Here is a 25891-nt window from a genome sequence, read left to right on the forward strand (position 1 = left end):
CTCAGGCCGGTGTGCACGTCCGCGTGATACGCCGCGATCGCGAGAATCAGCCAGCGTTCCAATTCTCGCAACGTCAGCGCTGCTGTGCCCTCCGAGTCGTAGCTGCCCCGCTGCGTTGGGTTCGAGAACGTGGTGCCGGGGAGTTCGTGGACCTGGGTCATGACGGTGCCGATGATGCGTTCGACGATCCCGCCGTAATGCGGCCGGCCGGGTGGTCGGTAGCCGAGGTCGATGCCGTGCTGCTCGCAACCACGCTGGAGCGCTTCGCTTTTGAACTCGGCGGCGTTGTCGACGTACAAGCGGTGCGGCTTTCCGACCATCGGCCACCGCACATCCGCGCCAAGGCCCAAAGCGTCGATCCGTACGCTCTTGTCCGAGCACACCCTGCCCAGACACAACCCGACGGACACTGGGGACTGCCCCAGGTTTGGTTGACATCTGATCTGTGAGGATCGCTCCTCACGGTGGAAGGATGTTCACCATGCCGAAAGCGTTCCCAGAGGAGTTCCGCCGCGACGTCATCGCTGTTGCACGCAAGGGCGAGGCCCCATTGCGTCAGATCGCGAAGGACTTCGGAATATCCGAGGGCTGTCTGCATCGGTGGCTGAAGATCGCCGACCGCGACGACGGCATCGAACGAGGCACGACGCCGGCCGGCTTGGACGAGTCCGCCGAGCTACGGGAGGCCCGCAAACGGATCAAGCTCCTCGAGCAAGAAGCCGAGGTCATGCGCCGTGCGGTCGCCTACCTGTCCCGGGATGTCAACCCAAAATGATCTACCCGCTGGTCCTCGACCTTGCTGCCGACGGAGTCCCCGTCACAGTGACCTGCCGGGTGCTCGGATTCTCCACCCAAGCGTTCTACAAATGGAAGAAACAACCAGTCACACAACGTGATTGGGACGACGCGCATCTGATCAACATCGCTCGTGAAATCCACGCCGACGACCCGGCATTCGGCTACCGCTTCATCGCCGACGAACTGCCGGACCGCGGCATCACCGCCAGCGAGAACAGAGTCGCACGACTGTGCTCACAAGAACGGCTGTGGTCCGTGTTCTCCAAGAAGCGCGGCCTGAACAAGAAAGCCGGCCCGCCCGTCCACGACGACCTCGTCGACCGCCAATTCACCGCACAGGAACGCAACCAGATCTGGCTGACCGACATCACCGAGCACCGTACCGACGAAGGCAAGCTCTACCTCTGCGCCATCAAAGACCTGTACTCGAACAAGATCGTCGGATACTCGATCGACAGCCGTATGAAAGCCTCACTGGCAGTATCTGCACTGCGAAACGCCGTCGATCAACGAGACCCGGACGGCACCATCGTCCACGCCGATCGAGGTAGCCAATTCCGTTCACGAAAATTCGTACATGAGCTGTCCCGCAACGGTTTACAGGGATCCATGGGGCGGGTTGGGGCGTGCGGAGACAATGCTGCGATGGAGTCATTCTTCGCGCTTCTGCAGAAGAACGTGCTCGATCGACAACGTTGGTCCACGCGAGAGCAGTTACGGCTGGCGATCGTCACCTGGATCGAACGGACCTACCATCGCAAGCGTCGCCAACGCCGGCTCGGCAAACTCACCCCAACCGAGTTTGAGACAATCAATCAGTCCGCACACGCGGCCTGATTCACTCAACCCAACGAGTCAACCGAACTCGGGGCAGTCCCCTGCGGACGGCGGATCGAGTGTGACGACGAACCCTGGCACACAGCGGCTGAAGACATCGATGGCAATCGTGAGATACGGACGTCCGATCGGTGCCCGGTCGTATTCGTCGACGATCATCAGATCGACCACGGTGTGATCGATCTGGACTTGTTGCAGAACGGCCGTCACCGGCGGCGGGACGTCGCCAGCGGATTGCCGCGATCGGGCCGCGTCCGGTCCGCCACGTGAGCGTGCGACGCGGCCCGGGTGCATTGCTGCGATCCGCGCGTTGACTGTGTTGCGGGCTGGGATCGGGAGTCCGGCGCGGCGGCAGGCGAGCGCGATACGACGATGCAGCGCAGCCACACTGAGCTTCTGGCGAGCCAGAAAGTCACGGTTGATGTGCTCGGCGATTACCACTTCCGCCTCGGTCGGCACGCGGGAGCGTCCGCGCCCGCCTGAAGGTGCGGAGACCAACAGATCGGTGACCGCCCCTCCCCCATTCCGGAGCCTGGACAGCAGCACGTACACACGCCGCGCGAGACCCCCAACTGCTGCGCTGCATCCTCGACCACTGCGGTACCAATCGAGGATCGATCCGCTAGTTCGCTGAGCACTGCAAACCGCGTCCGCGCCTGCTCCCACTGCTCGGCCGACGCGGTCAGCACACCGGTCTCGGCGACGTCGAACTTGTCCGCGTCCATCGCAGCCTCCGAACGCCCAGCCTGGGTGACCGATTGTGCAGTGCACTTCTGCACTCAGAATGTCAGAAGACGACTGCAATCGGAGGTGAAACCCCAGGAAAGCATGACGCGCACTCCTGAAACTGACAACCGAATCGGCTCTGAGGTGTCTCGATAGACGATCGTCAAAGGGGACGCCGAGCCTCGGTGGGGGTGCCTGAAATCTCGGTCCCGCCGTAGGTCTGCCATCGCGCACATGTACGTGACTGAATACTTATGGGTGACCAAAAGGGCTGTGCTAGCAACGCTAGCTAGCACAGCAAGCGGGCATCCTCATTCAACGGTCTAGATGCCCCGCTTGTCGAGGTACTCGCACAGCGCTGCGTCGGTCAAGGAAGCAATACTGATTGATCGGTCCCCTGTCTCGTACCGCAGCCTATCGACGGCTCTGTTCAAACGAAGCTTGGTAGAACTCCGTATCCGCACATTGTGCTGCTCAGTAAATTTCTCTGCGCCTGGTCCTGCCGCCGGCCGCGCATTGTGCTGAGCCAACGGTTCGTTCGTTGCAGGAAGAGTGGGCTCATTTGTCGGTCTGATACCGCCAGCACTGGTCGGAACGTCGACGCTCGGCGACCCGGTTGATTCTTGCTGTGCTTCGAGCCCAACGCGCCGGGGTGAAGCGGTCGGACGCGAAGGGAGGTCTGCAGCCGGATGGCGGCGGATGGCGGGTTCGCGTTGTGCGTTCATGCGGCAGGCTCTCCTAGGAGGTCGATAGACAGTTCTTTCAGCAGGGCGTCGTAGGCGACTTGCAGGTCTATCGCCCGGCCTCCCTTGTAAGAATGGATGGGAGTGTGGCTGCTATGAGCGTCTTGGCGCGCCGCCAGCTCCGGGATCCCCGCTCTTGCAACCAATTCGCCGTACGCAGCACGCAACTCGTCCTCGCGATACTGATGCTCCGAGGTCCTTCGTTTCTTAGACAAGACGATCTTCTCGAGCTCAAGACGAGGGTTCGCACGCCGCTTGACGTTGGTGATGGTTTCCTCAACCTTGGTAATCGCTCGCACGCTGTCGATGGTGGGTTCGGTGACCGCGATGACTGAGTCGCAGGCGCAGAGGACCGCGAAAAGTAACTTTCCAAGCGACGGCGGGCAGTCGATGAAAACTGCACTGTAAGGCGACAGATCGACACCCTCAAGCGCGATATCCAACCGAAAGATCAAGTCGTTTGCACCGTCAGCCTCAAGATTGGCGAGACTCTGAGTCGCCGCGATCAGGTCGACCCGATCCCATTCGGTTGCTACTACCGCATCCGCTGCTGCACCCTCGCCAGTGACCGACATCAGGTCGAAGGTAGTTCGCATGTCGTCATCAACGTCGACTCCCAGACCGGTCGTCGCGTTGGCCTGAGGATCCATATCGATGACGAGGACGTGTTTGCCCTTGTCTGCCAATGCACTCGCCAATCCGAGTGTTGTCGCTGTCTTCCCAACCCCACCCTTCTGGTTGCATATCGCGAACTTCCTGGGTTGCTTCGACGGCGTCGACATTGGGATTCGCGTTCCTTTCTCTGTTTTGAGGATCAAGGCCAACGAACTCTCCTCCGAGGAAAACTGCGTTGGCTCGCACCCTGGACCTATGCCCTGCAAGCCTTCTGGCTCGCTACGCTATAGCCACTTGCTTCGCGTGCTGCGTTAACACGCGGAGCGAACCTTGCGACGAGTGCTCTGCTCGCTTGTGCAGCTAGCTTCGCTTGTCTCGCACTGTTTGCACGCCGCGCTGCAGTACCTTGCGGATCTAGCCAAGCGCATCTAGTTACGCAAGACAACCGTGCTAGACGAGCAACTCTCACTTGCGTCGCTAGTACCGCATGTGTAGCACTCGCATCTAGTGCATCAAGCCTATCTAGCGTTGTTTTGCTAGCTATGTCAGCTACGTTAGCTTACGTACTGCCACTCCGCTCGCTTTGCATCCTTTGCTAGCTCCGCTAGCTATCATTGCACCCATATCTCTTCAATTACTGCTCAACAGAACACGAACGGAGTGAACCCGGTTGACCGCCCGTCTGCACGCAGGCGTATCTCACGTGCAACGGCCCTCAGCAGGATAAATAGCAAAGCTAGATGGCCTAGCACTCGCGTATGCCGAAGCCCAAGAGTGTCTGTGCAGGACTAGCGTTGCAGAGCCTTGCAACGCCTTGCTCCACAGTGCGTCAGCCGAATCCGCCGGAACCTTGGTTAGCCGGATTGAACTGAGAGGCGATAAAACTGCGACGGACTGCGCCAGGCAGCAACATTGCAAACCGAACAATCGCGAGCGGTGATCACGTACGGATTGGGCGCTTTGTTCAACCCAGGCGAAATCATGCCCGGAATCAGCACCGCTAGCGTTGCTAGCATCGATAGCTATCATCACTAGCGTTGGCATTCATCACAACAGGTTGGACGGACGTCTCACACGATGATGACCTATGAGGTGTCACGCGACTCGTCGGCTGCAACCGACTCAGCCTGCGGCGAGTTCAGCGTCGAGGATGGGGACTTGACGGTTGGCTGCGTCCACAAGCACCTCCGGCACCATTCTCAAGGTGCGCAACGTGCGTCTGACCGATACTCAAGACATAGCGCCGCACCGCGAGGCTGTTCCCTGTCTAAGTCGTAGGAACGGTCGGAACCACAACTGCGCCCGAACGCAACCAATGATTCGGCGGAATATTGCAGTAACGGCCAGTCCTGCGGCCACGAAGAGATCCCACAGTTCGAGGCCCCCAAAAGCAGATGCGAAACTGCCGGTCGTTGTGTCCACCGGGGGAGGCAACGCCCGCAAGATCGCCTGGTGCAGCCTCGGGCCAGATCAAACTGGGGTCTGCTACGGCGGCTCTCTCAAGTTGATCATCAGGGACATTCATACCGCGGCCCTTGTCACCCGTAGTTCTGGGGATTAGACGCACGTAAATTGCATTTTCCGCACCATCGGTGCCAAAGTGCCAGTTCAGCACAGTTTTGCTCTGCAGACATGTCGGTGACCTGCGTTAGGCTGCTCCTATGGACTCTCGACCAGGTCGTGCACCGTCGGCAACTACGGGCGTGGGCATTCCTGCAGGTGTTGGGTCAGTGGCGGTCGAGCCGGAGATCCCGCCGGCCGTCGCGAAGCGGATCGCGAGCGCCGTGCAGTCTTCCCGGTCCGAGGGAACGCGCAAGACGTATGCGGCCGCGTGGAGACGCTTCACTAAGTGGTGCGAGGCGAATGGTCACGTGACGTTGCCGGCTCACCCGATCACCGTCGCTGCCTACCTCGTCGACGCCGCCGACACCCGCACCGAATCAGGGGAGCGGGCCTACGCCGTCGCCACCTTCGGCACCTGGACCGCGGCGATCAACCATCAGCACCGCACCACCGGGCATCTGTCCCCGTCGGCCCATGAGCTCGTCACCGCGACCCTGTCGGGCATACGGCGCGAGTACGCCGCAGCGGGGGACCGGCCCCGCACACCGCGAGACCCGTTGCTGGTCGACGACATCAAACTCCTCGTCAGAACCGCCCGAGAGCGGTGCCGGGGTTGGGCCGACGAGGTGCTGGAACGCCGGGATTCCGCGATCCTGCTGCTCGGGTTCGCCGGCGCGTTCCGACGCAGCGAGCTATCGGAGCTCGCGTGTGGGGACGTCAGTGTGCACCGGCATGACGGTCTCCACGTACGAATGCGGAAGTCGAAGACGGATCAAGAAGGCAGGGGAGCGGTGAAAGCGCTCCCCTACACCGGGTCCCACGAAACCTGCCCACCCTGCGCCTACGTCCGCTGGGCACAAGTCGTCGCCGCATTCGATGCTGGGGGCAGGGCTTCGGTGATCCGGCTCCTACGCAAACGCGAGTCGTTCGCAGGACATGTTTGCCGTGGGGGAGTACCTCGCACCGCAGCCCGCGCTCCGTTGTTCCGCGCAATCGCCAAGAACGGAAACCTTGGCAATACTCCGCTGTCCGGAGCGGCGATTCACCGGACCATCCGCCGACGCGCCGAGCACGCCGGCTACGACGCAACCGCACTCACCAAACTAGGCGGACACTCGCTCCGTGCCGGCTTCGTCACTCAAGGCACCCGCAACGGTGCAGACGGCTCCGCCATCGCCCGACAGACCGGCCACGCCAGCCTCGACTCGGTCGAGGTCTACCGCCGCGAACATGCACCTCTTGTCGGGAACGCCGTTGCTGACATCGGGCTCTAGAACAGATTTGGATAGTTTCTGAAGCCAGAAGGTGCATATCGCGCGAAAAACTAAAGTTAGATGCTATCCTGAACGCCTACTCAGGAGGACTCGTTGGATACAAACCGTCGGTGGGCGCTAGAGACGTTCGGAAGGCATGGCGCACTAATTCGTAGTCGAATCCCTGCGCTCGTGAATGAGGAGCATGTCGCCTCGGTTGACGCACAAGAAGCATCCGGCCATAGGTCCACCGGGGTCTATGGCGAGTTCTGGAGGGGAATCCTGGAGAAGTTCGAGGAATTCGGCAACCTGCCCGGCGCAACAATGGTTCGGCCAGACGGAGCACCGTACAAGATCCCAGTCGTAAATGGCGTCGCCCTCTTCCCGTGGCGATACTCCCGAACCCTGGAACGCAGTATTGACTCAGTCCTTTTCGGCACCTCAGACACACGGTCGTCGATAGCGAAGATTCGGCCGCCAGCTTTGCAAGGGGAGCTCGACATCGAGGTTCCCGATCCGGAGTTGACCGACGAGGAGCGGGAGTTAGTCTCCAGCTTCGACAGCTACACCAAAGATCCTGTGGTGGAGACGGGTCGGCTTGTCTTGGTTGCGATTTGCAGCTCGACTCGCGGACTGTTCGACGTGCGTTGGGGCGAAGCGGAGCTCGGCGCCAGCGGCTTCGTGAGTTGGGTTGCCGAGCCGGAGAACCTTCTCAACCAGACTCCGACTCGACCAGTATCGACCACGCCGCGGCGGACCTTCACATCCGGACCGGTACCAAAGAAGTTCCCAACGGAACGACCAGGCGAGGCGTCCGGCACCGATGAATGACGATCGGCCACAGCTTGAGCTCTTCACATCGGCTGTCGATGATGGTCTCTCGTCGGTCGCGGTGGCGTTCGAGCCTGCCCGACTCACTCAGGCACGGGTCCTGGCCGAATTGACCAAATCTGAGCTGGCCGAACAAGTCGGTGTCTCGGCGGCCGCGATCGGTCAGTTTGAAGCCGGAATCACAAAACCACGTCCCGAGCATCTACCGATTTTGAGCAAGACTCTAGGCGTGCCGGTCCGGTACTTTGCAGCTGGTCGCCCCATAGGGCGTCTTGACGCTGCCGACGCGCATTTCAGAAGTCTCAGATCGACGCGATCCAAAGATCGCTCGAAAGCGGCCGCGCATGCTGAGCAAGTATGGGAACTGACTCACGCGCTGGAGAAGCAGGTCAGGTTCCCTGACGTCAATTTGCCTGTCTTGCCCAGTGGAGCGTCACCTACCGAAGCTGCTGATGTGCTTCGTAAATGGTGGGCAGTATCCGCCGGACCTGTACCCCACTTAGCGGGCACCATGGAAGCGAACGGCATTGTCGTATGCCTCATCTCAATGACCGACGATGCGCTCGGCCGGGTAAAGGCCTACTCGACTGACGCTCTAGGACGACCGATTGTTGTCCTTACCCCCGAACGCTTCCGCTCGGTGCAGGAGTACAGGTTCACATGTGCGCACGAGTTGGGGCACCTACTCATGCATCCCACCGCTCTCCCCGGCGATCGACAGCAAGAACGCGAAGCCGATCAGTTTGCAGCAGAGTTCTTGACGCCACAAGCGCAGATCGCACCGTTACTACCCAAAACCGTTCGGATCTCCACACTGGATGGACTAAGCCGGGAGTGGGGAGTCTCAATCGAATCGCTGATCTATCGAATGGGAGAGCTCCACCTAGTGACCGAGGCCGCCATACGCCGCGCGCATCAACGTTTGGCGGGCATGACCGGTTTGCGTAACGAAGAGCCTCTAGTTTCGTTCCCTGGCGAGGTGCCTACTCTCCTCCGAGATGCGTTGAAGATGGCCGAGAAAATCGGTTACAGCCGGGCGGATCTTGCCGACGAATTACGTTGGACCGAGCATCATCTCGCCAAACTGCTCGGCGAGATCGACACACGGCCCAGACTGTCTCTCGTCTCACGTTCAGAACTTTCGCCTGGTCAAGCGTCCACCTAACGATGATAGAACCTGCCTGTGCTGGCGAACCTCGCTCGGGAGGTCCAGCGTCGAGGAGTCTTTCGAAGATCGGGAACGCCCTGTCTCCGCATCACGCATTCGCGCGTAGGCCATCAGGCGGCCCGCACAACCGGGCATGAGTCGCGGGCGAAGTCGGCTAGCCTGCGGCTCGTCGACGAGCGTTGAGTGCGACAGGATCAACCGATAGTGCCGGTTCCAGTGGTTCCTCGTCCGGGTCAACATCATCTTTCGCAAAGGCACTGATCATTGGCTCAAATATCGCCGTTAGACGCGTGAACCGCATCGTCGCGTAGACAATGGCAAACTCGAAGATCCACCGTGCCACTAGCGCGTTGTGACCTACCGGACTCTGACCGGGCGGAATAGCTTTCGTCGAGTCGAGCATGAGAGCGATGATCGCGAGCAAGGCAGCGCCCATACTGCCGACATAGATGCTGCGCCAACTTCGCGCGAGGTCCTTGCCGACGTCACGCTTGAGCGCTTTCGCACGCGGCCCCTTAGCTGAACCCAGCTGACTTACCGCGACTCCGCTCAGCGCCCCGGTCAACGAGACCACTACCGCGAACGCCGAGTAAACGCCACGGCGATCAGATGCTTCACTCCAGCTCAAGAGGTCGAAGCGCCCGGTGAGCCACACAACTAGAGCATGGATTCCCACGACAAACCCGGCTATGAACAGGTCCATCCATCGGTGATCAATCCAAAACTCGCGGATGGGTCTGACGACATGTTCTCGGAGAGACTGTCCTAGTTCCAAAGCATTCCTCCTTCGGAACCACACTGCTGACCTCAAGACTCGTTGTTGTTACCGTTCGCCGGCTCCACGCCGACCGCCTGCCGTAGCTCACTATCATGCTCGGCTGCGACGCCCATTATGGCGGTAACGGCCGACACTATTCTGATGGGATTGCCCTCATCATCTGTCGCCGCAATCTTGCGCTTCGCGGTGATCCGTTGTTTGAGGAAGTCCACCTTTTCCGAGTGGGTCTTCTCGTCAGCGTCAATGTGAATCAGCTGGGCTTTCGCCTTGCTGACCTCGCTCTCGCTCGCAGCGGCCGCAAGGTGTCCGGCCTCGTCACGCATGATCTGTCGGCCCTCATGGTTTTCCTTCGCCCGTGACGTCTGGATGATGAGGGTTACTGTTACCGGCCCGAACTCATCGTTGACGCGGGTAAGTACGCTCCCTAGTCGCGAGCCTCGGTTTGTAAGCGCCTGAGCCTTGGTGGTGCTCACCTTGGTCTCGATTCGAGATACCTCGGGCGACTTCTGAAGTTGCTCCCGGGCCGCGTCGGTAAGTACGGCCTCCGCGATGAGGTGCACACCGGTGAAAATCTTCAGTTCATCGAACCATTCAGCGACCGCACTCGGCGTCGGTGAGGCCGCCGAGCCTTGCACGAGACCGATCAGGTTCCCAAAGTCGAGAAACGACACCACAGATATCTCATAGAGCTTGTTTCCCTCTTCGGTCTCGAAATCTTCGAGAGAGGTAGCGCCGCTCTTGAGGAGCCCCAGCCACGCTGCGACGTCACGGACCTTCGCGAGCTTCAAATGAGCACGTTCACCGTGGTAGTAGACCTCGCCAATCAGCATGCGGTCGCCGACTTTGGTCGTTCGACCTTCGAGGTCAAGGCCATCGAGCTGGGTGAGTATGTCGTACCAATTCGCGTGCTCCATCGGCTTGTTGCCAGATGCGTCGTACTTCACAAGGCGATAGAACGCGATCGTTTTTTCATCGGTCGCCATCGCGGTGTTCCTCCTGGACGTTGCTGCAGCTCGGCAACGTCGTCTTGTGAAGTCTGTTTACGCGTCGACCTTAACCTTCGTGACTGGTTGACTGCTGGTAGCCACGCTGTTGTCTACATCCAAACTGGCTCGCTCGTGGCCCTTGCACCGGTCGAGCGTCCGCTTCTGTATCCCGATCGTCATTTGCTACTACATCAACGCCCTAATCGAAGATCCGCAAGCGCATCGAGATGAACACATCGCACGGAGTCGGCCGGGCGTCAACATGTCTTGACGGTGCGGTAACTGTCTCGAAGCGATCTGCGTTGCGATAATCGAAAGATCCCTCTGCGCAGTATGGTCGGGCAATGTCGTTGACTCAGGAGTGGAACCTCCTCGTGACTGCGCTGCGGGACGTGGCACCGGTGACGGCGCGAACGCTCAGGCCATGTGCGTCGACGAGCGCGGTGAAACGGGCCGAGGCAGCGACGGTTCCGTGGCCGGACGGGCTTCGCGAATTCTTCGGCCTTCATGACGGTCAGAACGAGGTCGGCGGCGCGGGACTCGTCGTTCCGGCTGGACGTCTGCTGCAGGTCGCGGAGATACCTCAGCGGCATTCCGACATGGTCGAAGTCATGGCGGATATCGTTGCAACAGAACCAGATATCTACGACGGGACCTACGCCGAGATCGTCGACAACCTGGTCGAGGCGGGCGTCGAGGCAGAAGATCACCTGTTCCTACCGGGGTACGTCCCTATCGCGGCTTGGGATTCGAATCTGATGTATTGCGACACCCGTTCGGGAGAGATGCGGGGGAGTGTGTCGTACCGATCAGACGACGGCGGGCACCTGGGTGTGCCAACCTGGCCGTCTTTGGAAGCATTTGTTTGCGACGTCAGGTCGGCCGTGACCGATCAGATATCGATCGGCTGGTACACAGCAGCGGTCGACAACGGGGTACTGGACTGGGACATTGTCGAATGACGTTGTGGCAGGGCGAGAGCGCCGAGATGGCGGTACGGGTACCAGCGGCCGGCCTTGGAGCGGCCACCCTCCGAAACACCTGGTGTTGCAGTCCACACCCACCGGTGTCGTGCGGTCAGGCGCGTAGTCGGCAGACGGCGGCGTCCAGATGACCATCACTCCGTGTCGTGACGGCTCACCCGCTCGATGGTTGATCGATCAAAGACGCGACTGGTGGGATCTGGTCACCCGCGGCCCGTCGGGGTACGAGCGTTACGCACGGTTGAGATTCATCCCGGATCCGACTTACGACGGTCAGCGCGAAATGGACACCGACTTCGCCAACGACGGACCGCCCGAGATCGCCCAGCTCGGAATCGCTGTCTCCACCCTCGCCCGGTTCACCACAACTCCGGACGACTGCTATTTCCTGATCTGGGAGGGCTACGAAAACCTCGACCACATGCAGGCCGCGACAGTCTCGATCCCGGAGCGGCCCTGCTACCTCTTTCGAGGTACTGCGGAGGACGTGTCGACGTGGAAGGACGCCCGAGACGGCACTGGTGAGCTGCCGATACCTGCGTTTGTGTGGCCAGCCGATCATGCGTGGTGCATCGCCAACGACGTCGACCCCCACTTCGCCACCATCGGTGCCGGCGAGTCCGCTATCGCAGATCTTCTTCGGACCGCACGAATCGATACGACGCCGGACAATCCCACCACGTACCCACCGTTTTACGGATTTTGAAGGCCACGGTCCAAAGGACGCGTTCGAGGCGGTCGCCGATACGGCGCAGTGCCTGCAGCGCAACGGTTTCTAGTGGGCGTTCCGTACCCTCGGGTGGCGGTGTCGAACAGGCACCGCTACCCGAGACGCAAGGAGGCACCTCCATGGCTGGAATCGCTGACAAGCTCGACAAAGCATACGAAGACAAGCCACTCACCGAGCTCGTCGACGCACCCGTCGAAGCACTGCAGGGCGTTAGCCCTGGCGATGCCGAGCATCTCAAGGCCGCATTCAACATCACGACCATCGGCGATCTCGGACGCAACAAGTACTTCCTCTGGGCGCAGTCGATCGCCAAGCTCGCCGAGTAAGACTCGAGTACGGCACACACGATGAAGCCACAAGACTGGCTACGTCCTGTGGCTTCATCGCAAGCCGACATCGATGCCTGTGGCGTACCTGCACCATCGACCGTCGACAGCGATGCCGTCGACGCGCATGCGTGCCACGTTCGCGGCGGGCGACCCTCGGCGACGTCCCTGATCGGTCGGCCTTCAGCCCGGTACCGTCGCACTGTGACACCGAGACAGGTCAGCACGGTGAGCGGTTACCGCTATCAGTGGTCACTGTTCGTCGATTGGTGCGCTGCGGCCGACGTCGAGGCTCTACCTGCGTCGCCGATCACGCTGGCGCAGTTCCTCGATGAGAACCCTGCCGGCGACGCGGTTCAGTTGCGCCGGGTTTCTGCGATCAACCGCGCTCACCTCGATGCCGGCCAACCCGCCCCCGGCGGAGTCACCTCGATTCGGATCGCACTGGACTCGGCACGTAGTGAGCGAACGATCCGGCGTGCTGAGCAGGACCAGATGATGATCGCGGCCGGACTGCCGACCTCCGGATCGACAGCGGCACTGTTCGGTCGCCGTGACGCCGTTCTTCTCATGCTCGCCGGAGCAGGCCTGTCCCACAAAGCTATTGCGAAAGTAGACCGCACCGAGATCACCACCGACGGCGACGCTGTGTGGATCGGCAGCCGCCACCGCATCCGTATCGCCCCCAACGACTCCACCGGTTTCGAACCGGTCACGATATGGGATCGGTGGCACCCGGTCCTGCAGTTCTCCGAGCGCTACCCGTCGACCACGCTGCTGGCAGAACATTTGCAGCGCAACACTTTTCCCGACATGACGGGGCTGCCGCTTCGCAGTGGTCCGGTCGCGGTGCCGATCGACCGGTGGGGCCACCTACCCTTGCCGGTGACGGCGATGACCGCCGCCGAGGTCGGAGCGGTGATCGCCAGGCACCGCACCGGGGCTTCTCCACTGCACACCCCGCGCCGCCTCCTCGCCAGACCCACCGACGGTGGTACCGATCGGCGTGACCCCATCGTTCCGGAGCCAGTGCCCCTGGAGCTCGACTCCGGGTACTACCGCTCGGGTGTCGAGGCACGTCGACGCGCCCACACGGCGTTGGCCGACGTACCGGACATGGTCGACGACGTCGAGGACCGCATCGAGCAACTCCTGCAACGCACCCTGCAGCTCCTCGACCCATCCACCAACGGCGACAGCACCTGATGCGGCGCACTCACGACCCGGCACACCGACACCTTGGTCGTCGTCCAACTCGTCGAGCACAGAGATCGGACACCGCCACGTTGCCGCAACCTGGGCGCAGCACCTAGGTTCAGTGAGCCGCGACAGATGACGTTTGAAGGCTCAGGCGCGGGTTCGAGACCTTCCGGGCCAATCGTCAACATACCTTGACGGTGTGTAGCCGCTCTTCATGCCATCAGCCGACATCGACACAGTAGAGACGTCGCAGCACTTGCCTTTGCGCCCGGCCCTGCTTGTCGACGTGGCGCGCCCGGATCTGCACCGAGTCACCGATCTATCGGTATGTATCTGACTGTATATGAATAGGACTGATACAACTACATACAATCCGATAGTCTATGTGCATGGAGTACGGACTGAACCCCTTCACACCCGGGTCTGGCACCCGACCCCCCGAGCTCGTCGGGCGTACCGCCGAGCTCGAACGGTTCGACTTGTTGGTCGCACGCGCGAAACAGCGGCGCTACGACCGTGGGTTGATGCTGCAGGGCCTCCGGGGGGTAGGGAAGACCACGCTGTTGGCGACCATGGCGGATCAAGCTCGCCGCCACGATTGGGTGGTGGTCGAGGTCGAAGCTCAGACCAGTGTGGAAGGTGCCGAGGCCCTGCGGAGGCGTATCGCCAAAGATATTTCTCGCGCTGTACGCCGTCGTCAGTTCGCCGGCCCGGTGGCGGACAAGATCCGGCAGTTGACCGAAGAGTTCTCGATGTCCGCCACCGCGTTCGGTGTCGGAGTCGAGCTCGCTCGCTCCGCCGGTGCCGAGAAACCAAGCCTGGGGGTCGAATTCGAGGACCTCGTCGAAGATCTTACCGAGGAACTCCGCAAGGACGGCACCGCGCTGGGGCTGTTCATCGACGAGATGCAGGAACTCGAGCCGGCGCTCTTGCAGGTGATCCTGGCTACCCAGCACCGTGCGGCTCAGCGTGAGTGGCCGTTCTTCGTGTGCGGTGCCGGCCTGCCGAACCTTGCGCAAGCATTGGCCGACGCACGGTCCTACGCCGAGCGCCAGTTCGACTACAGGACCATCGGTCCTCTCGCCGACGATCAGGCCCGCGATGCGATCGTCACCCCCATCGCCCGGCTGAACCAGGACATCGACGCCGAGGCAGCAGATTACGTCGTCGCGGCGAGCGATGGATACCCGTACTTCCTTCAGGTGTTCGGTCACGAGCTCTGGCAGGCAGCCCAGCAGTCCCCGTTCACCCTCGCCGATGCCGAGGACGCCGTGGACACCGGCCACGCCTCGCTCGATTCCGGCTTCTACAGCTCACGGTGGCTACGGGCCACCGAAGCCGAGAAACGCTATCTGGTGGCGATCGCACGCAGCGGAACCGATACTCCGCGGACGGCAGCCCTCGCCGAGGCCCTCGGGTCGAATCCGCAGTCGATGGCACCGCACCGTGACTCCTGTATACGCAAAGGACTCATCTGGTCGCCGGCCCGCGGCCTGGTTGCGTTCACCGTCCCCGGGATGGCGGACTTCATCCGCCGCCAACCCAACGCACCGATTATCTGACCTCGACACCCAAGGACGTCGACTGGGCTGACATCGAGCACGTCGATTGCTCACGCCGCCCTGCATCCACACAGCGCCGTTGCACAAAGAGTCCAGTTCGGTCCGGCGTTGCAGCATCCAGCCGCGCTGGGGGGGAGGGCCAGGGCGAGTAACGCGAACAAGGCCGGTGCTCGGTGTCACCCTGGACTCGTGGCCGATACACGGTGCGTTAGAACGGGTCCGGTGGGCCGGTGTTCATCACGGCCAGGATGTAGTCGTGGTCGGGTGAATCGGCCGGGTGATCGTCGGCGACCGCGAACACCGACCGATCGGGCTCCGGCGGGGTGCGTGCTTCCTCGCGGGCTGCGAGCCATTCTCGCCAGACGATGCGTTCGGCTCGGTGGCGCACGATGCGGGCACGGACGGCCGAGGTGAGGCCGTGACGATGGCCGATGTCGTCGAGTTCGACGGGCCCGATACCGATGTGGGTGTTCTCGATTGTGAGGAGCCCGGCGACGCGTAGATCCAGCAGAGCCTCGTATCCGCTGGTGCGTCCCATCCTGATGGCGGTGAACAACTCGTCCGGGGTCTGGGGCTCTGCTGCGGCGAGGACTGCGTCGTAGAGGATGCGGTGACGCCAGCCGATGACACTCCACGCCGGGTGTACCGATTCGACCTCGGCTGGCCCTGCCGCGGTGTCGACTACCGCCGCTCGTCCAGCATGTGTGGGCACTAGTGCGTACCGGTCGGGGTTCTGGCCGACTCCGCGTTCGATCAGCAACAGCGGTGAGCCTTCCATGTCCCGCAGCCGCTCCAGAACGGACCACACCGTCGATTCGGGGAGCATGCCAGCGGCGATGGACAGTGACCGCCCACCGACACCGACAGTGGGGACGCCTTCCACTATCTGCCCTGACACTGCGGCTGCCCACGCCAGTGCTTGAACGACTGCATGGGTGGTCCAGCGATCCCGGCGATGATGAAACTCGGAGGCGACCCAGGTTTGAGCGTGGGTGAGCCATGAACGAAGTACCGGGTCGTAGGTACCCCCTGTGTGCTTTTGCTTGTGCCCGGTATCCCGGACTGGGTCGGGGAGTGTCGATGCGGCCCAGTCGAGTGCGCGGGCAGTGTCGCGGCGGATGGCGCGTTCGGGTTCGGCGTAGCGGGCGTATGCGGCACGCACACCCGCCCACGCGGGTTCGGTGACGCGGGTGAGGATGTCGGTGGCGCTGGCTCCGGCGAGGACTGCGTGGGTGATGACGGATTGGCGTGCTTCCGAGCGTGAGGGCCAGCGGCGGGTGTCGATGCGGCCGGTGCTGGCGAAGTCGAGGACGCAGCGAGGCGGCGGGGCGGAACGGCAGAAACGTGGGTGCAGCCGGGCGTCATCGCTGCTGCCGAGGACGCGTTCAGTGGACGTCTCGGCGCGGATGTGGGTGTCGATCGGGCTGGTGACCGTGCGGCCCGTTCCTCCGAGCAGGGCTTCGAGGCGTTGGAGTGTGCCGGCATCGGACCCGACGGTCAGGATGTCGGCCGCTGTAGCCGGGTCGAGGTCGACGAGGGTGCGGTAGCCACCTTCTTTGCACTGCGAGCCCGGCACGGTGATGCACCCGGTTTTGTGGTTGGTCATCGGTGTGATGTCCAACGTGGGAAGTCTCGCTGCAAGAAGACGTAGCAGTGGCCGGATCTCGCCGGCGGTGACTGTTCTTCCCGGTGCCAGCGGTATCAGTACGTGTCGGCCGCCGCTGGTCGATTGGTCGACGACGGCGCGGCCACCGCATTCGGTCAACCAGGCCAGCAGACGCGTCACGTCGGCGACAACGCAGGCGTGGCCGTGGTGTTTGGTGTCGAAGTCCAGGGCAACGATGCAGGCGCGCTCGCGTGAGAACAGCGGTACAGCTGCTGGCAGTGCCGGCCGTTTGACCGTCAGCGGCCCCGCGGACACGTATTTACGTGTCGTCGGGTCGTAGAGACGCATCGATCGGCGAGCAGCAATGGCTGGTGCGAATCGATGCCACAGCCGGTCCGCAGTCGCATCCGGGTGGACGACACGAGCATTCAATCTTGTACCTACTTCAGGGCACGATGTACCCTGAGACATGTCCGCCAAGACAGTCCCTTCGGGGAAAGCAACACAGAACGAGTTGCGAGCTAGTCACTCGCTTCTCTGACTTCAGAAGCCCTCGGCCCGCACGCCGGGGGTTTTTGTCATCTCAAGGTGCTGCGTAGATTTAGTTGGACTAAGACCCGAATGTCGATTCAGGTCGAGACGGCTACGCAGTCAAGGGCAGTACCCCCTGTTCATGCGCGCGATTCAGTTCGCGCGCAAGATCTTCGCGGTCGCTGGCAATCGCGATCAGATCAGCGACGTACTGACTCAGAGATGTCGCACCAGCCGAGCTTCGCTGCGCCTTGAGCGTGTCAATCAGCTCCGACGGCAGTCGGACAGTCAGTGACGTCCGGTCACCCTTACTGGGCATCGGCATGGCACGGCCTCCTTCGTCTACTTCCGCGGTCCCAACCGGTGTCTATCCTGAACCAGAATCATTTTCGAAGCGTTGAGACACGCCGAGGAAGTCACCAGGAATTACACCTCTGTCATTCAAACGGTCTTCACGCGCTGCCGGTCCACTCTCGCAGCTGCGTCACATAATGGCCGTCGACCAAAGTCTGTGGACGTGGTGGACACTATCTGGCATGGAGATCGCCCAAACCATCTCGAAGACTCTGCCTCATCCGCGCTACCGGTTGCCGTTTGCCGGAGACATCGTTGGCCTCGATACTGCCAAGCCGGTTCAGAAAGAGATGGCAATGGCCACCGAGCTAGGGGGGATCTACGAACGCAAGATTTTCGGCCACCGACTCGTGGTCGTCTCGGAACCGGAGCTTGTCGCGGAAGTGAACGACGAGAAGTACTGGGCAAAATTTCTCGCCCTGCCACATCGCAAGCTACGCGCCATCGGCGAAGACGGTCTGTTCACCGCGTTCAACTCGGAGCCGAACTGGCATAGCGCGCATGCTGTTTTAGGGCCGGCGTTCAGCAAAGGGGCCATGCGCGGTTACCACGAAGCCATGCAGGAATCAGTCAACGAACTTCTGACCTCGTGGGATAGCGGATCTGGTCCGGTAGACGCCTACGACGAGTGCTCAAAGCTGACCTTCGACGTGATCGGGCGTTGCGCCCTGTCGCATGATTTTGGCTCGTTTCGCCAGGCCGTACCCTTTGCGGACGCCATCGCTCGCGTCCTTCACTATGTGAACAAGTCATCGAACGATGTGCCGATCATCCGCTCTGTCTTAGGACGAAGGGCGACGAGGCAGCACGATGAGGACCTCCAGTTCATACGCCACACTGTCGACTCCCTGATCGAACAGCGAATGGCCCAGCCTGACTCCAGCAAAACATCTCCGGATCTGCTCGAACATATGCTCAGCACGCCAGACCCCGATACGGGCGACAGACTGGCCCTGGAGAACATCCGCAATCAGATCATCACTTTTTTGATCGCGGGGAACGAGACAACAGCATCGACCATCGCCTTTGCGTTGCATTTCCTGAGCACGCGGCCCGATGAGATGCAGCGGATACGGGCCGAAGTTGACGCCGTCGCTCCTGATGGCACCGACATCGAGTTCGAGAATGTACCCAAGCTGCGACGGACACGACATGTAGTCGACGAAACTCTCCGCTTGTGGCCCGCTGCACCCGGCTACTTCCGCAAGGCTCGTGAGCGCGGAGCAACTTCGCTGGGCGGGTACGAGGTACCGGAGGGTTGGGTGTTTGTTCTCCTTCCACAGCTGCATCGCTCACCGGAGTGGGGGCCAGAGGCAGACAAGTTCAACCCCGACCGGTTCGCCACAGGCCAGGCCAGCGACACCAACCGCCGCATCTACAAGCCTTGGGGCACTGGTCTGCGAGCGTGTATCGGCCGCCAATTCGCCTTACACGAGGCGGTGCTTGCGTTGGCGTCCATCGCTCGTCGGTACGAGATTCGGGCAGACCCCGGTTACCAGCTCGATGTGCGCGAAGCAGTGACAATGAGGCCACACGGCGTCAGACTTTCTGTTTCGCGGCGGCTGTGACTGTACCGTCGTCGGTCTAAGTCGATCAGGAGGGGGAACCTGTGGACACCCTGAACAGCTGGCACCTGGTGGAAACTCTGGTGCCGGGACAGATGACAGTCATCAGTACTGGGGGGAAGGTCCGAGATTGGACCAAAATCGATCGCTTGTCACCTGGGCCTGAGTTCGATCTACCTGGTTTTCTGGAACTCACGCGCAGTTCTCGCGCCCAGCAAGATGTGCTCTTCAAAGGCCGTCGGCGTGAAGCTCGCATACGCGCAGTACCAGTTCTGGGGCCGTCAGGGGAAACCCACGGCATACAGGTCTGGGTGGGGGACCCGGAGGTCGAACCCGATCCTGTGCGCATCGTTTCCGGAATAGCCTGGCTACTCGAACGCACCGTCATCGAGCAGACAGTCGAGGCTTCCGCGATGTCCGGCGTCTCTGCTGCTGATCACGTACCAGAACGAACCCCGGCTGAGTACAACGCCAAGGCTGTCAAATTCGATGGGTCCGAGGAGTTGTTCGCCCAGGCGTTGGTTCCTACACACGGTCAGAAGTGGGAGGGCCCGATGTCCGTTCTCCACGCAGATGGCCGAATCATGCGTTGGCATTGCTGGGGGAGGGGGAGAACTGACCCTCCCAACGTCGGCCTCAGGCTGCTATGGCACGACGTGACAGACACAACGGAACCCGACAAACCGACATTGGCTGAGCTGGGAATGCCGAGCGGCCTCGAGAGCGGTGGAACACGCATCGCTGTATTCGACGGCCGAACCGGGATTTTGACAATGTGGTTACCGGAAGCTCCAACCTGGGTGAAATGGCGTGACCTCACAAGCGGCTGTGGCGTGTTGCACGACGACGACCGAGCGACACTGTCAGACGCTCTGGAAAAGTGGACTCACGATACGTCACCTGTGTCAGCTGATGTACGCGTCCGTGCAATCGACGGCGGCGACGCGACCGGCTGGAAGTGGCAGCAAACCCGACTCGAACTAAGGCCCTACCCTGGACAGCTTGGTGACCGGCTGGTCCTTGCGGTGCTCCCCGCGCTACAACCTTCCGAGCAGGTGCTCGAGGTTCCCACTCCCTAACTGATCGTGATAGCTTCGCCCTCGGCACCTTCCGCTCTCCCGAAGAGTTGAAGATTTCCTGTCGGCCGCATGGCCCTCAGACGCAGCCTTTGAGCACCACGTGGAACATATTTCACGTGGCTAACAAGCACGCGTCTTGGAGCCAGAATGTCGATCCAGAGTCAGGTCCCTACTCAGGCCGGTTCGCCCCGTGGCCGCTTCCGCACACGCTCGTATGCCTCGCTGACCCGTTGCGCCGGGTACCCCAACGCTTCCGCTATCTGGCGGGCGGCCGGCGCGCTCAGTTTGCTCTGCCCGCGCTCGAGCGCCCCGATGTACTGGCTACTGACGCCGATTTCGCTCGCGAGCATCCCCTGGGTCAGCCCCCTGGATATTCGCAGATCACCGAGGTATTCCTCGTCCTCCGGCACTGAGACGAAATCGCTGATCTCGCACCCGAATTCCTTAGCGCATCGAGCAAGAGTGTCTATACGGGGATGGGACTGGCCTCGCTCCCATTGTGAGTACGTCGTCAAAGCCACTCCGAGAACGCGCGCAACCTCGGCACCACTCAGCTTGAGTTCAATTCGTCGTGCCCGCAGCTTGTCAGGTGCGAAACCACGCAACCGACGCCTCACCGATGGAACCTCACGAGAGGACACGATGCCACTTGTCCCAATTCGGTAGCACATAAAGCATGTTTTGATGCTAGTGTATAGATACAGTTGTTTAGACGATGCAACTGAGGTTCACCCCCGGGGCGTCGGCAGAGCAAGATTCGGCTTACAGACGCACACCGCATCAACCACAGCGTCTACGCATCACTGATGCGCCAAAGAAAGCGAGAAGCCGACTGGCTCAGAGTAACTCGAATTAGCAGACTCCAGATGCGCCGTGATTGGTCGTCCCGAAACGCATCCGGAGTCCCCTCCACCTACAGAACAAAGCCCCAATATCGGGCCCAACTTGTATCCGCAGGGGCTCTCCCAGCCTAAGCGGATCTAGCAGAACCGCAATCGGATCGGAGACACCTATGACATCTGTCGCGCAACCGCGAACGTTACATCCGGGCTCCACCTGCAATCCCGGCATCGCCCTCTGCCCCTCGGTCAACGACCGTGTTGCGGGCCTGGCCGTGTGTTCGCTCCCAGCCGTGCCCCACCACAGCCACCACAGGCTGATCTGCGAAGAGACGGGCGCGGTGATTGGTGAATGGACTGACGCCAATGCGACGTTCCTGGAACCACTCCCACGGTCTCCGCTCTTCAGCCACGTGGCCTAGTACCCCCCAATCTCGACTGACGCCTGAAGAGGCGATCAGTCGCGAGGGTCTACGCGGCGAACTCACTGCACTGAGGCTCCCGTGTAGCCCCTCAATTGGTGGACCGGCGCGAGGGTCGCATGGTGACGCTTCGACCTCATCGTGTGCCGAACTGCGCTACCCCGCCGGGACATCGAACACATTCCCACTAGTCCACTGACAGAAAGGAATACGACCGATGCCTTGGATCTTCTCGCAGCTCTGGTTCTGGCTCGGCCTACTGGGCTGAGTGCTCGTGGATGCCAGCGTGCAACGGACGCCCGCTGGCATCCACTCCCAAGGCATCACCCGTCCGCGCTGAGGGTTCGCCCGAAGGCTGACCCTCGTTTTCGGTCGTTCCCCAGCGCGGACGGTGGTGGTTCCACCATCAACCACTCCTGTCACACATCACCCAATACCGCTGCATCACAGCGGCTTACGAAAGGCACAGCCACACAATGTCTCCTCAGCAAGGAATTGGTGGGCGTCACCGCCGCCGCAGGGACCGGGCTCTCGTTCTCACTGCCGTTCCCGTGGCCGTCGCCCTCGCGTGGGGCACCGCGACCGCACACGCAGCACCGCAGGACTTCGTCACCGCACCCGACACCGCCCAGTCCGGAACCACCGACACCACTCCCGTCGCGCCGCCGCCGGCCCCGACCCAGGAACGCCAGTTCCTGCCCGGCTACCAGGCCTCACCTCAGGTCCAGCAGTCCCAGTGGCGTAGCTACGACGACTACCGGTCCGGTAATCAGCAGTCCTCGTACCAGAACACCTACTACGAGACCACTCCCGCGCCGCAGGCTGCGCCGACCGAGGCACCGCCCGCCCTGCAAGCGACCCCGCCGCCTCCACCGCCTGTCCCGACTGTGCAGCGCAAGATCATCGCTCCGATCGACGCACCCGACGGCTACGTCCTCGTCGGTGGCGAACTCGTACCGTACGACCCGAACGTGCTGGACCGGAACTTGGTCGAACAGTTCAACAACACCGGAGCCGCTGTACAGGCCGACGGCGGAAACTGGCTCGTGGACAACGGGTTCGCCGACGCACCCCGCGCCGACCGCATCGCCGCCGGCACCGCCACGGGTGTGTTGACCGGTGGCGCTGTCGGCCTCGCTGCCTCCGTAGCCCCGGCCGCCGTGATCACCGGCACCGCAGCCGCCATCGGCGGCGCACTCGGCGTCGCCGCCACCACAGGCACCGGCGCGATCGTCTGGGGCGGACCTGTCGGCTGGGTCTTCATTCCCGGCGCGGCTGCACTCGCAGGAGCAGGCGTCGGTGCTGCCCTGTCGGCACCGATCGTGCTGGGCCTGACCGGCACCGGCGCTGCCATCGGCGGCATCCTCGGTGCCACCGTGCTCGGCGGCGAGCAGCAAATCATCGAAGAGCCCGCCCCGCTACCGGCACCCGAGAGCGTCCCAGCGGCCTCTGCTGCGCCGCTGCTTGTCGAGGCCTCCGGTACCCAGAACACGGTCGACACCACCGTCGGGCAGGCAATCAGTGCTGCACCGGTATGGACCGAACCCGCCTACGAGCAGGTTCAGCAGTTCTCCTCGACGGTGCTCGAGCAGCCCGCCGTTGCTGACACGGTAGCCGCGGTGAACACCGCCGTCGCACCGGTTCTCGACCAGGCGAACGCTGCCCTGGCAGGCCTGAACCTCGCGATCTGATCTCCGGGTGCAGCCCGACCACTACCGGTGGGCGGGCTGTATCCGAAGGTTCGATCCCGTTCCTGCACTTCGACACTCGGAAAGGCCCTGTTGTGGCACCTCGAGAGACCCCCGACGACAGCTCCGATGATTGGTTCGCCGACCCTGTCGTCGCCGACACAGAGACTGCCGCTGCAGCGTCCGAGCGCAGACTGACCGTCCTGACCGACCAGCACAACACCGACGTCGATCCCGACGACGACTGGTTTGCAGGCGACTCTGCGGAGGACATGGGCACCGCCCGGGCAGCGGATGGATACAGCTCCTTCGACGAACGGACCTCTCTACTTCGCACTGGAGGCCCCTACACCGCGCAAACGCCGCCCCCACGGTCGTGGTGGCGACGCCACCGCGCCGCTGTCGCCGTCACGATTGCCCTCACGGTCCTGGTCGGAGGAGGCTTGGGAGCAGCTCTGGTCCTCACCGGTGTCGGTGACGAACCGCAGGCCCCTGCCGCACTGCTTCCCGCCGACATCGTCACCACCACAACCCTTCCCACATCGGCGGCCCCCGCTGCCGCCGGTGCCGCCGCCGCCGATGTCACCTGGTGCAAGGGCCAAGCCGACGGTGACCCGGTCACCGAAGACAGTGACGACCCTGGCGCGGTGGCGATCTGGCGGTTCGAGAAGGCCTTTTACTTCGACCGCGACGGTGCCGCAGCCCGCGCAGCAGGTGCACTGGACGCGGTGATGGCGTCCGCGCAGAGACTCCAGCAGGGGATCGACCAGCTCGAACCCGACATCGAGTTCTGTGTCTTGGCCGACCCGATCGACGCGGGGATCTACGACGTCACCGTCGTCGAACGCGGCCCCGGCATCGACGGCCGTATGAGCCGCCAACGGATCACCACCACCGAGCAGCAGGACGGCACGACGCTCATCTCCGCCATCGTCCCGCGCTGACCCCTTATGACCAGGCACATCCGCTGGACCCCACTGAAGAAGAGAGAAACCGTGCACACATCCATCGACCAGGTTCGTCGCCTCACTCCGCGCCTGCTCGCCGCCACCGCCGCGATGACGGTCGCGGTCTCCGCCAGCGGCGTCGCGGCCGCGCAGCCCTCCGCCACTCCCACCCCGTCCGGATCGGCGACTACGAGCCAATCCAGCACCGACGGCGACTGCCCGGTGCTGCATCTCGTCGTCGTCCCCGGCACCACCGAGATCGACGAGAACTCCTCACCCGACACCGATTCGGGCTTCTTCTCCCGGTTGACCGTTCCGGCGATGCGTGATGCGAACTCCGGTGACGGGCCCGCTCTCGAACGCAGCTACGTTCCCTACCCGGCGAGTTTCGGTGGCAAGCCCGGCGATCGCTCCGCCGTTCCCTACGCCCAGTCCGTCGACATCGGCGTCGAGAACACCACCAAGATGATCTCCGACATCGCAGCACGCTGCCCCGGCACCAAGGTCTTCCTCTCCGGCTACTCCCAGGGCGGCGAGGTCGCCTCCCAAGTCACCCGCGACATCGGAGCAGGATACGGCCCCGTCGACGCCGACCACTTCGCCGGCGCAGCACTGTTCTCCGACCCCACCCGAGCCGAAGGCGAAGACGTCATCGCCGGCGGCGGCTCTACTCCTGCCCCGGCACCGGGAACGAGCGGCGCAGCAGTGGACACCGTCCAACTTGCCCCGGCCGTCGCCGCAGCCGCCCCCGCAGGCGGCGGTATCGCACCGACACCGAAGATCGCAGGATTCGGAGCAGTCTCGGACCGGGTCGCCTCGTACTGCACCGCAGGCGATCTCGCGTGTGACACCCCCATCGACGCCCCCGCCGCCAAGCTCGTTGCCTCCATTGCCGGACAGTCCTCGATGGACACCCGCGACCCCGTCCGGATCCTCACCGACGTCTCCACCGCCGTCGGACGCACCGCCCTGATGACCGGCGCGTCGGTGATCAACGACAACATCGACTTCGACTCCAAGGCAGGACGATTCGAGGTCAACTCGTCCTCGGAAACGGTGCTGTCGAAGATGGCGAAGTACTCCGACCCCTCCGCCACCTCGACCGACGAGATGATCGACGAAGCGGTCGGTGCGGTCACCAAGATCGCCGGCATGGCCATCGGCGCGGCGATCACCGTCGCCAAGGACGTCATCACCCCCGAGACCATCGGCCAGCTCGCCACCGTCGGTCTGACCAACCCACCCGCAGCCCTCGGCATACTCGCCACCAAGGTGCTGTCCTCGGCGGTCAAGCTCGTGCCCCCAGCCACGATCGATTCGGCCGTCGACGTCGCGTTCAAGGAAGTGTCGAACACCATCGACGAGAACGCCGGTCTCGCGCAGCTCGTCACCGACACCTCGTACTGGAACACCGCCACCAAACACGGCTCCTACGACAGTGTTCCGGTCGGATCCCAAGGTGAGACCCCCGTCGAGCTGACCGTGCGATGGATCGTCGCCCTCGCCGCTGACCTGACCGGCGATCAGAGCCTCGCAGACAAGGTCGGGGCAGTGATCAAACAAGGTGCGGCGCTGTTCGCCACCACCGACACCGTCCGCAGCGCCGGGAGCATCCTCGCCGCCCACGCCACCGTCGGAGCCACCGGCACCGCCACAACGACCACAGCGGCCACCACGACGACCCCCTCTGCTTCTGCCGCTGTGCCGACCACCGTCTCACCAACCACCACTCGGTGACCGAGAACGCCGGAGAAGGAGGTG

Annotated in this window: 21 protein-coding genes and 1 pseudogene; 14 read left to right on the forward strand and 8 right to left on the reverse strand. The window is 62.5% G+C overall.

Features of this window, described 5'->3' with window-relative positions; translation table 11 throughout:
* Positions 1–416, reverse strand: a pseudogene (locus tag ABZ677_RS26080) (transposase); the annotation flags it as partial.
* 65 nt (positions 417–481) lie between these two features.
* Here ABZ677_RS26080 and ABZ677_RS26085 point away from each other — a divergent pair.
* A protein-coding gene (locus ABZ677_RS26085) for an IS3 family transposase (RefSeq protein ID WP_358374644.1) occupies positions 482–1635 on the forward strand; the annotation gives its coding sequence in 2 pieces (ribosomal slippage) (positions 482–770 and positions 770–1635; 1155 coding nt in all).
* Between the two features lie 18 nt (positions 1636–1653).
* Here ABZ677_RS26085 and ABZ677_RS26090 read toward each other — a convergent pair.
* Positions 1654–2094, reverse strand: coding sequence for a hypothetical protein (locus tag ABZ677_RS26090; RefSeq protein ID WP_358374647.1), 441 nt, complete (start codon positions 2092–2094; stop codon positions 1654–1656).
* A gap of 988 nt (positions 2095–3082) precedes the next feature.
* Complete coding sequence (locus tag ABZ677_RS26095; RefSeq protein ID WP_358374726.1) at positions 3083–3886, reverse strand: ParA family protein; 804 nt, start codon at positions 3884–3886, stop codon at positions 3083–3085.
* Positions 3887–5380: 1494 nt separating this feature from the next.
* Here ABZ677_RS26095 and ABZ677_RS26100 point away from each other — a divergent pair.
* The 3 genes from ABZ677_RS26100 to ABZ677_RS26110 all read left to right on the forward strand — a co-directional run bounded on the left by ABZ677_RS26100 (position 5381) and on the right by ABZ677_RS26110 (position 8531).
* Positions 5381–6556 (forward strand): site-specific integrase, encoded by a 1176-nt coding sequence (locus tag ABZ677_RS26100; protein ID WP_358374650.1) that lies wholly within the window; start codon positions 5381–5383, stop codon positions 6554–6556.
* A gap of 171 nt (positions 6557–6727) precedes the next feature.
* Positions 6728–7366 carry a hypothetical protein gene (locus tag ABZ677_RS26105; RefSeq protein WP_068050852.1) on the forward strand — a complete coding sequence of 213 codons (639 nt, stop codon included), beginning with the start codon at positions 6728–6730 and terminating at the stop codon, positions 7364–7366.
* Positions 7359–8531: an XRE family transcriptional regulator gene (locus ABZ677_RS26110; protein ID WP_094648445.1), complete on the forward strand. Its 1173-nt coding sequence runs from the start codon at positions 7359–7361 to the stop codon at positions 8529–8531. Before ABZ677_RS26105 ends, ABZ677_RS26110 begins: the two co-directional genes overlap by 8 nt.
* 157 nt (positions 8532–8688) lie before the next feature.
* Here the strand turns inward: ABZ677_RS26110 and ABZ677_RS26115 are convergent, their stop codons facing one another.
* Positions 8689–9237, reverse strand: coding sequence for a hypothetical protein (locus tag ABZ677_RS26115; protein WP_068050850.1), 549 nt, complete (start codon positions 9235–9237; stop codon positions 8689–8691).
* 104 nt (positions 9238–9341) lie between these two features.
* A complete protein-coding gene (locus ABZ677_RS26120; RefSeq protein ID WP_094648444.1) occupies positions 9342–10295 on the reverse strand; it encodes a hypothetical protein in 954 nt (317 codons plus the stop codon).
* A 347-nt stretch (positions 10296–10642) separates the two neighbouring features.
* Here ABZ677_RS26120 and ABZ677_RS26125 point away from each other — a divergent pair, with 347 nt between their 5' ends.
* The 5 genes from ABZ677_RS26125 (at position 10643) to ABZ677_RS26145 (ending at position 15099) form a co-directional block, all read left to right on the forward strand.
* Positions 10643–11260 carry an SMI1/KNR4 family protein gene (locus ABZ677_RS26125; RefSeq protein ID WP_027494115.1) on the forward strand — a complete coding sequence of 206 codons (618 nt, stop codon included), beginning with the start codon at positions 10643–10645 and terminating at the stop codon, positions 11258–11260.
* A gap of 148 nt (positions 11261–11408) precedes the next feature.
* Positions 11409–11987, forward strand: a complete 579-nt coding sequence (locus ABZ677_RS26130) for a hypothetical protein (protein WP_027494116.1) — start codon at positions 11409–11411, stop codon at positions 11985–11987.
* A 143-nt stretch (positions 11988–12130) separates the two neighbouring features.
* A complete protein-coding gene (locus ABZ677_RS26135; protein ID WP_027494117.1) occupies positions 12131–12337 on the forward strand; it encodes a hypothetical protein in 207 nt (68 codons plus the stop codon).
* A 204-nt stretch (positions 12338–12541) separates the two neighbouring features.
* Positions 12542–13543: a hypothetical protein gene (locus ABZ677_RS26140; RefSeq protein ID WP_237606104.1), complete on the forward strand. Its 1002-nt coding sequence runs from the start codon at positions 12542–12544 to the stop codon at positions 13541–13543.
* 383 nt (positions 13544–13926) lie between these two features.
* Complete coding sequence (locus ABZ677_RS26145) at positions 13927–15099, forward strand: ATP-binding protein (RefSeq protein WP_358374658.1); 1173 nt, start codon at positions 13927–13929, stop codon at positions 15097–15099.
* A gap of 208 nt (positions 15100–15307) precedes the next feature.
* Here ABZ677_RS26145 and ABZ677_RS26150 read toward each other — a convergent pair whose 3' ends face one another.
* Positions 15308–17137, reverse strand: coding sequence for a hypothetical protein (locus tag ABZ677_RS26150; protein WP_358374661.1), 1830 nt, complete (start codon positions 17135–17137; stop codon positions 15308–15310).
* Between the two features lie 211 nt (positions 17138–17348).
* Entirely contained in the window at positions 17349–17561 is a 213-nt protein-coding gene (locus tag ABZ677_RS26155; RefSeq protein ID WP_032370879.1) for a hypothetical protein, read from the reverse strand.
* A gap of 211 nt (positions 17562–17772) precedes the next feature.
* Between ABZ677_RS26155 and ABZ677_RS26160 the strand changes: the two genes are divergently transcribed.
* A complete protein-coding gene (locus tag ABZ677_RS26160) occupies positions 17773–19158 on the forward strand; it encodes a cytochrome P450 (RefSeq protein ID WP_032370878.1) in 1386 nt (461 codons plus the stop codon).
* Between the two features lie 41 nt (positions 19159–19199).
* Positions 19200–20234 (forward strand): GAF domain-containing protein, encoded by a 1035-nt coding sequence (locus ABZ677_RS26165; RefSeq protein WP_358374665.1) that lies wholly within the window; start codon positions 19200–19202, stop codon positions 20232–20234.
* Between the two features lie 173 nt (positions 20235–20407).
* On the opposite strand, the gene ABZ677_RS26170 is transcribed toward ABZ677_RS26165, so the two are convergent.
* Positions 20408–20905, reverse strand: coding sequence for a helix-turn-helix transcriptional regulator (locus ABZ677_RS26170; protein WP_080731984.1), 498 nt, complete (start codon positions 20903–20905; stop codon positions 20408–20410).
* 1066 nt (positions 20906–21971) lie between these two features.
* Between ABZ677_RS26170 and ABZ677_RS26175 the strand changes: the two genes are divergently transcribed.
* The 3 genes from ABZ677_RS26175 (at position 21972) to ABZ677_RS26185 (ending at position 25867) form a co-directional block, all read left to right on the forward strand.
* On the forward strand, positions 21972–23186 hold the full coding sequence (locus ABZ677_RS26175) for a hypothetical protein (protein WP_358374668.1): 1215 nt from the start codon (positions 21972–21974) through the stop codon (positions 23184–23186).
* Positions 23187–23278: 92 nt separating this feature from the next.
* Complete coding sequence (locus ABZ677_RS26180; RefSeq protein WP_358374671.1) at positions 23279–24127, forward strand: hypothetical protein; 849 nt, start codon at positions 23279–23281, stop codon at positions 24125–24127.
* Between the two features lie 51 nt (positions 24128–24178).
* Positions 24179–25867: a cutinase family protein gene (locus ABZ677_RS26185; RefSeq protein WP_358374674.1), complete on the forward strand. Its 1689-nt coding sequence runs from the start codon at positions 24179–24181 to the stop codon at positions 25865–25867.
* Positions 25868–25891: the final 24 nt, after the last annotated feature.

This window comes from Rhodococcus sp. NPDC006774 (genome assembly GCF_040636045.1).
Classification (GTDB): Bacteria; Actinomycetota; Actinomycetes; order Mycobacteriales; family Mycobacteriaceae; genus Rhodococcoides.

Excerpts from the sequence above, each read along its gene's own strand:
- ABZ677_RS26155 (WP_032370879.1), bottom strand. The coding sequence starts at position 17,561 with ATGCCGATGCCCAGTAAGGGTGACCGGACGTCACTGACTGTCCGACTG.
- ABZ677_RS26115 (WP_068050850.1), bottom strand. The coding sequence starts at position 9,237 with ATGGACCTGTTCATAGCCGGGTTTGTCGTGGGAATCCATGCTCTAGTT.
- ABZ677_RS26160 (WP_032370878.1), top strand. The coding sequence starts at position 17,773 with ATGGAGATCGCCCAAACCATCTCGAAGACTCTGCCTCATCCGCGCTAC.
- ABZ677_RS26130 (WP_027494116.1), top strand. The coding sequence starts at position 11,409 with ATGACCATCACTCCGTGTCGTGACGGCTCACCCGCTCGATGGTTGATC.
- ABZ677_RS26125 (WP_027494115.1), top strand. The coding sequence starts at position 10,643 with ATGTCGTTGACTCAGGAGTGGAACCTCCTCGTGACTGCGCTGCGGGAC.
- ABZ677_RS26135 (WP_027494117.1), top strand. The coding sequence starts at position 12,131 with ATGGCTGGAATCGCTGACAAGCTCGACAAAGCATACGAAGACAAGCCA.
- ABZ677_RS26170 (WP_080731984.1), bottom strand. The coding sequence starts at position 20,905 with ATGTGCTACCGAATTGGGACAAGTGGCATCGTGTCCTCTCGTGAGGTT.
- ABZ677_RS26110 (WP_094648445.1), top strand. The coding sequence starts at position 7,359 with ATGAATGACGATCGGCCACAGCTTGAGCTCTTCACATCGGCTGTCGAT.
- ABZ677_RS26100 (WP_358374650.1), top strand. The coding sequence starts at position 5,381 with ATGGACTCTCGACCAGGTCGTGCACCGTCGGCAACTACGGGCGTGGGC.
- ABZ677_RS26095 (WP_358374726.1), bottom strand. The coding sequence starts at position 3,886 with ATGTCGACGCCGTCGAAGCAACCCAGGAAGTTCGCGATATGCAACCAG.
- ABZ677_RS26145 (WP_358374658.1), top strand. The coding sequence starts at position 13,927 with ATGGAGTACGGACTGAACCCCTTCACACCCGGGTCTGGCACCCGACCC.
- ABZ677_RS26120 (WP_094648444.1), bottom strand. The coding sequence starts at position 10,295 with ATGGCGACCGATGAAAAAACGATCGCGTTCTATCGCCTTGTGAAGTAC.
- ABZ677_RS26175 (WP_358374668.1), top strand. The coding sequence starts at position 21,972 with ATGTCTCCTCAGCAAGGAATTGGTGGGCGTCACCGCCGCCGCAGGGAC.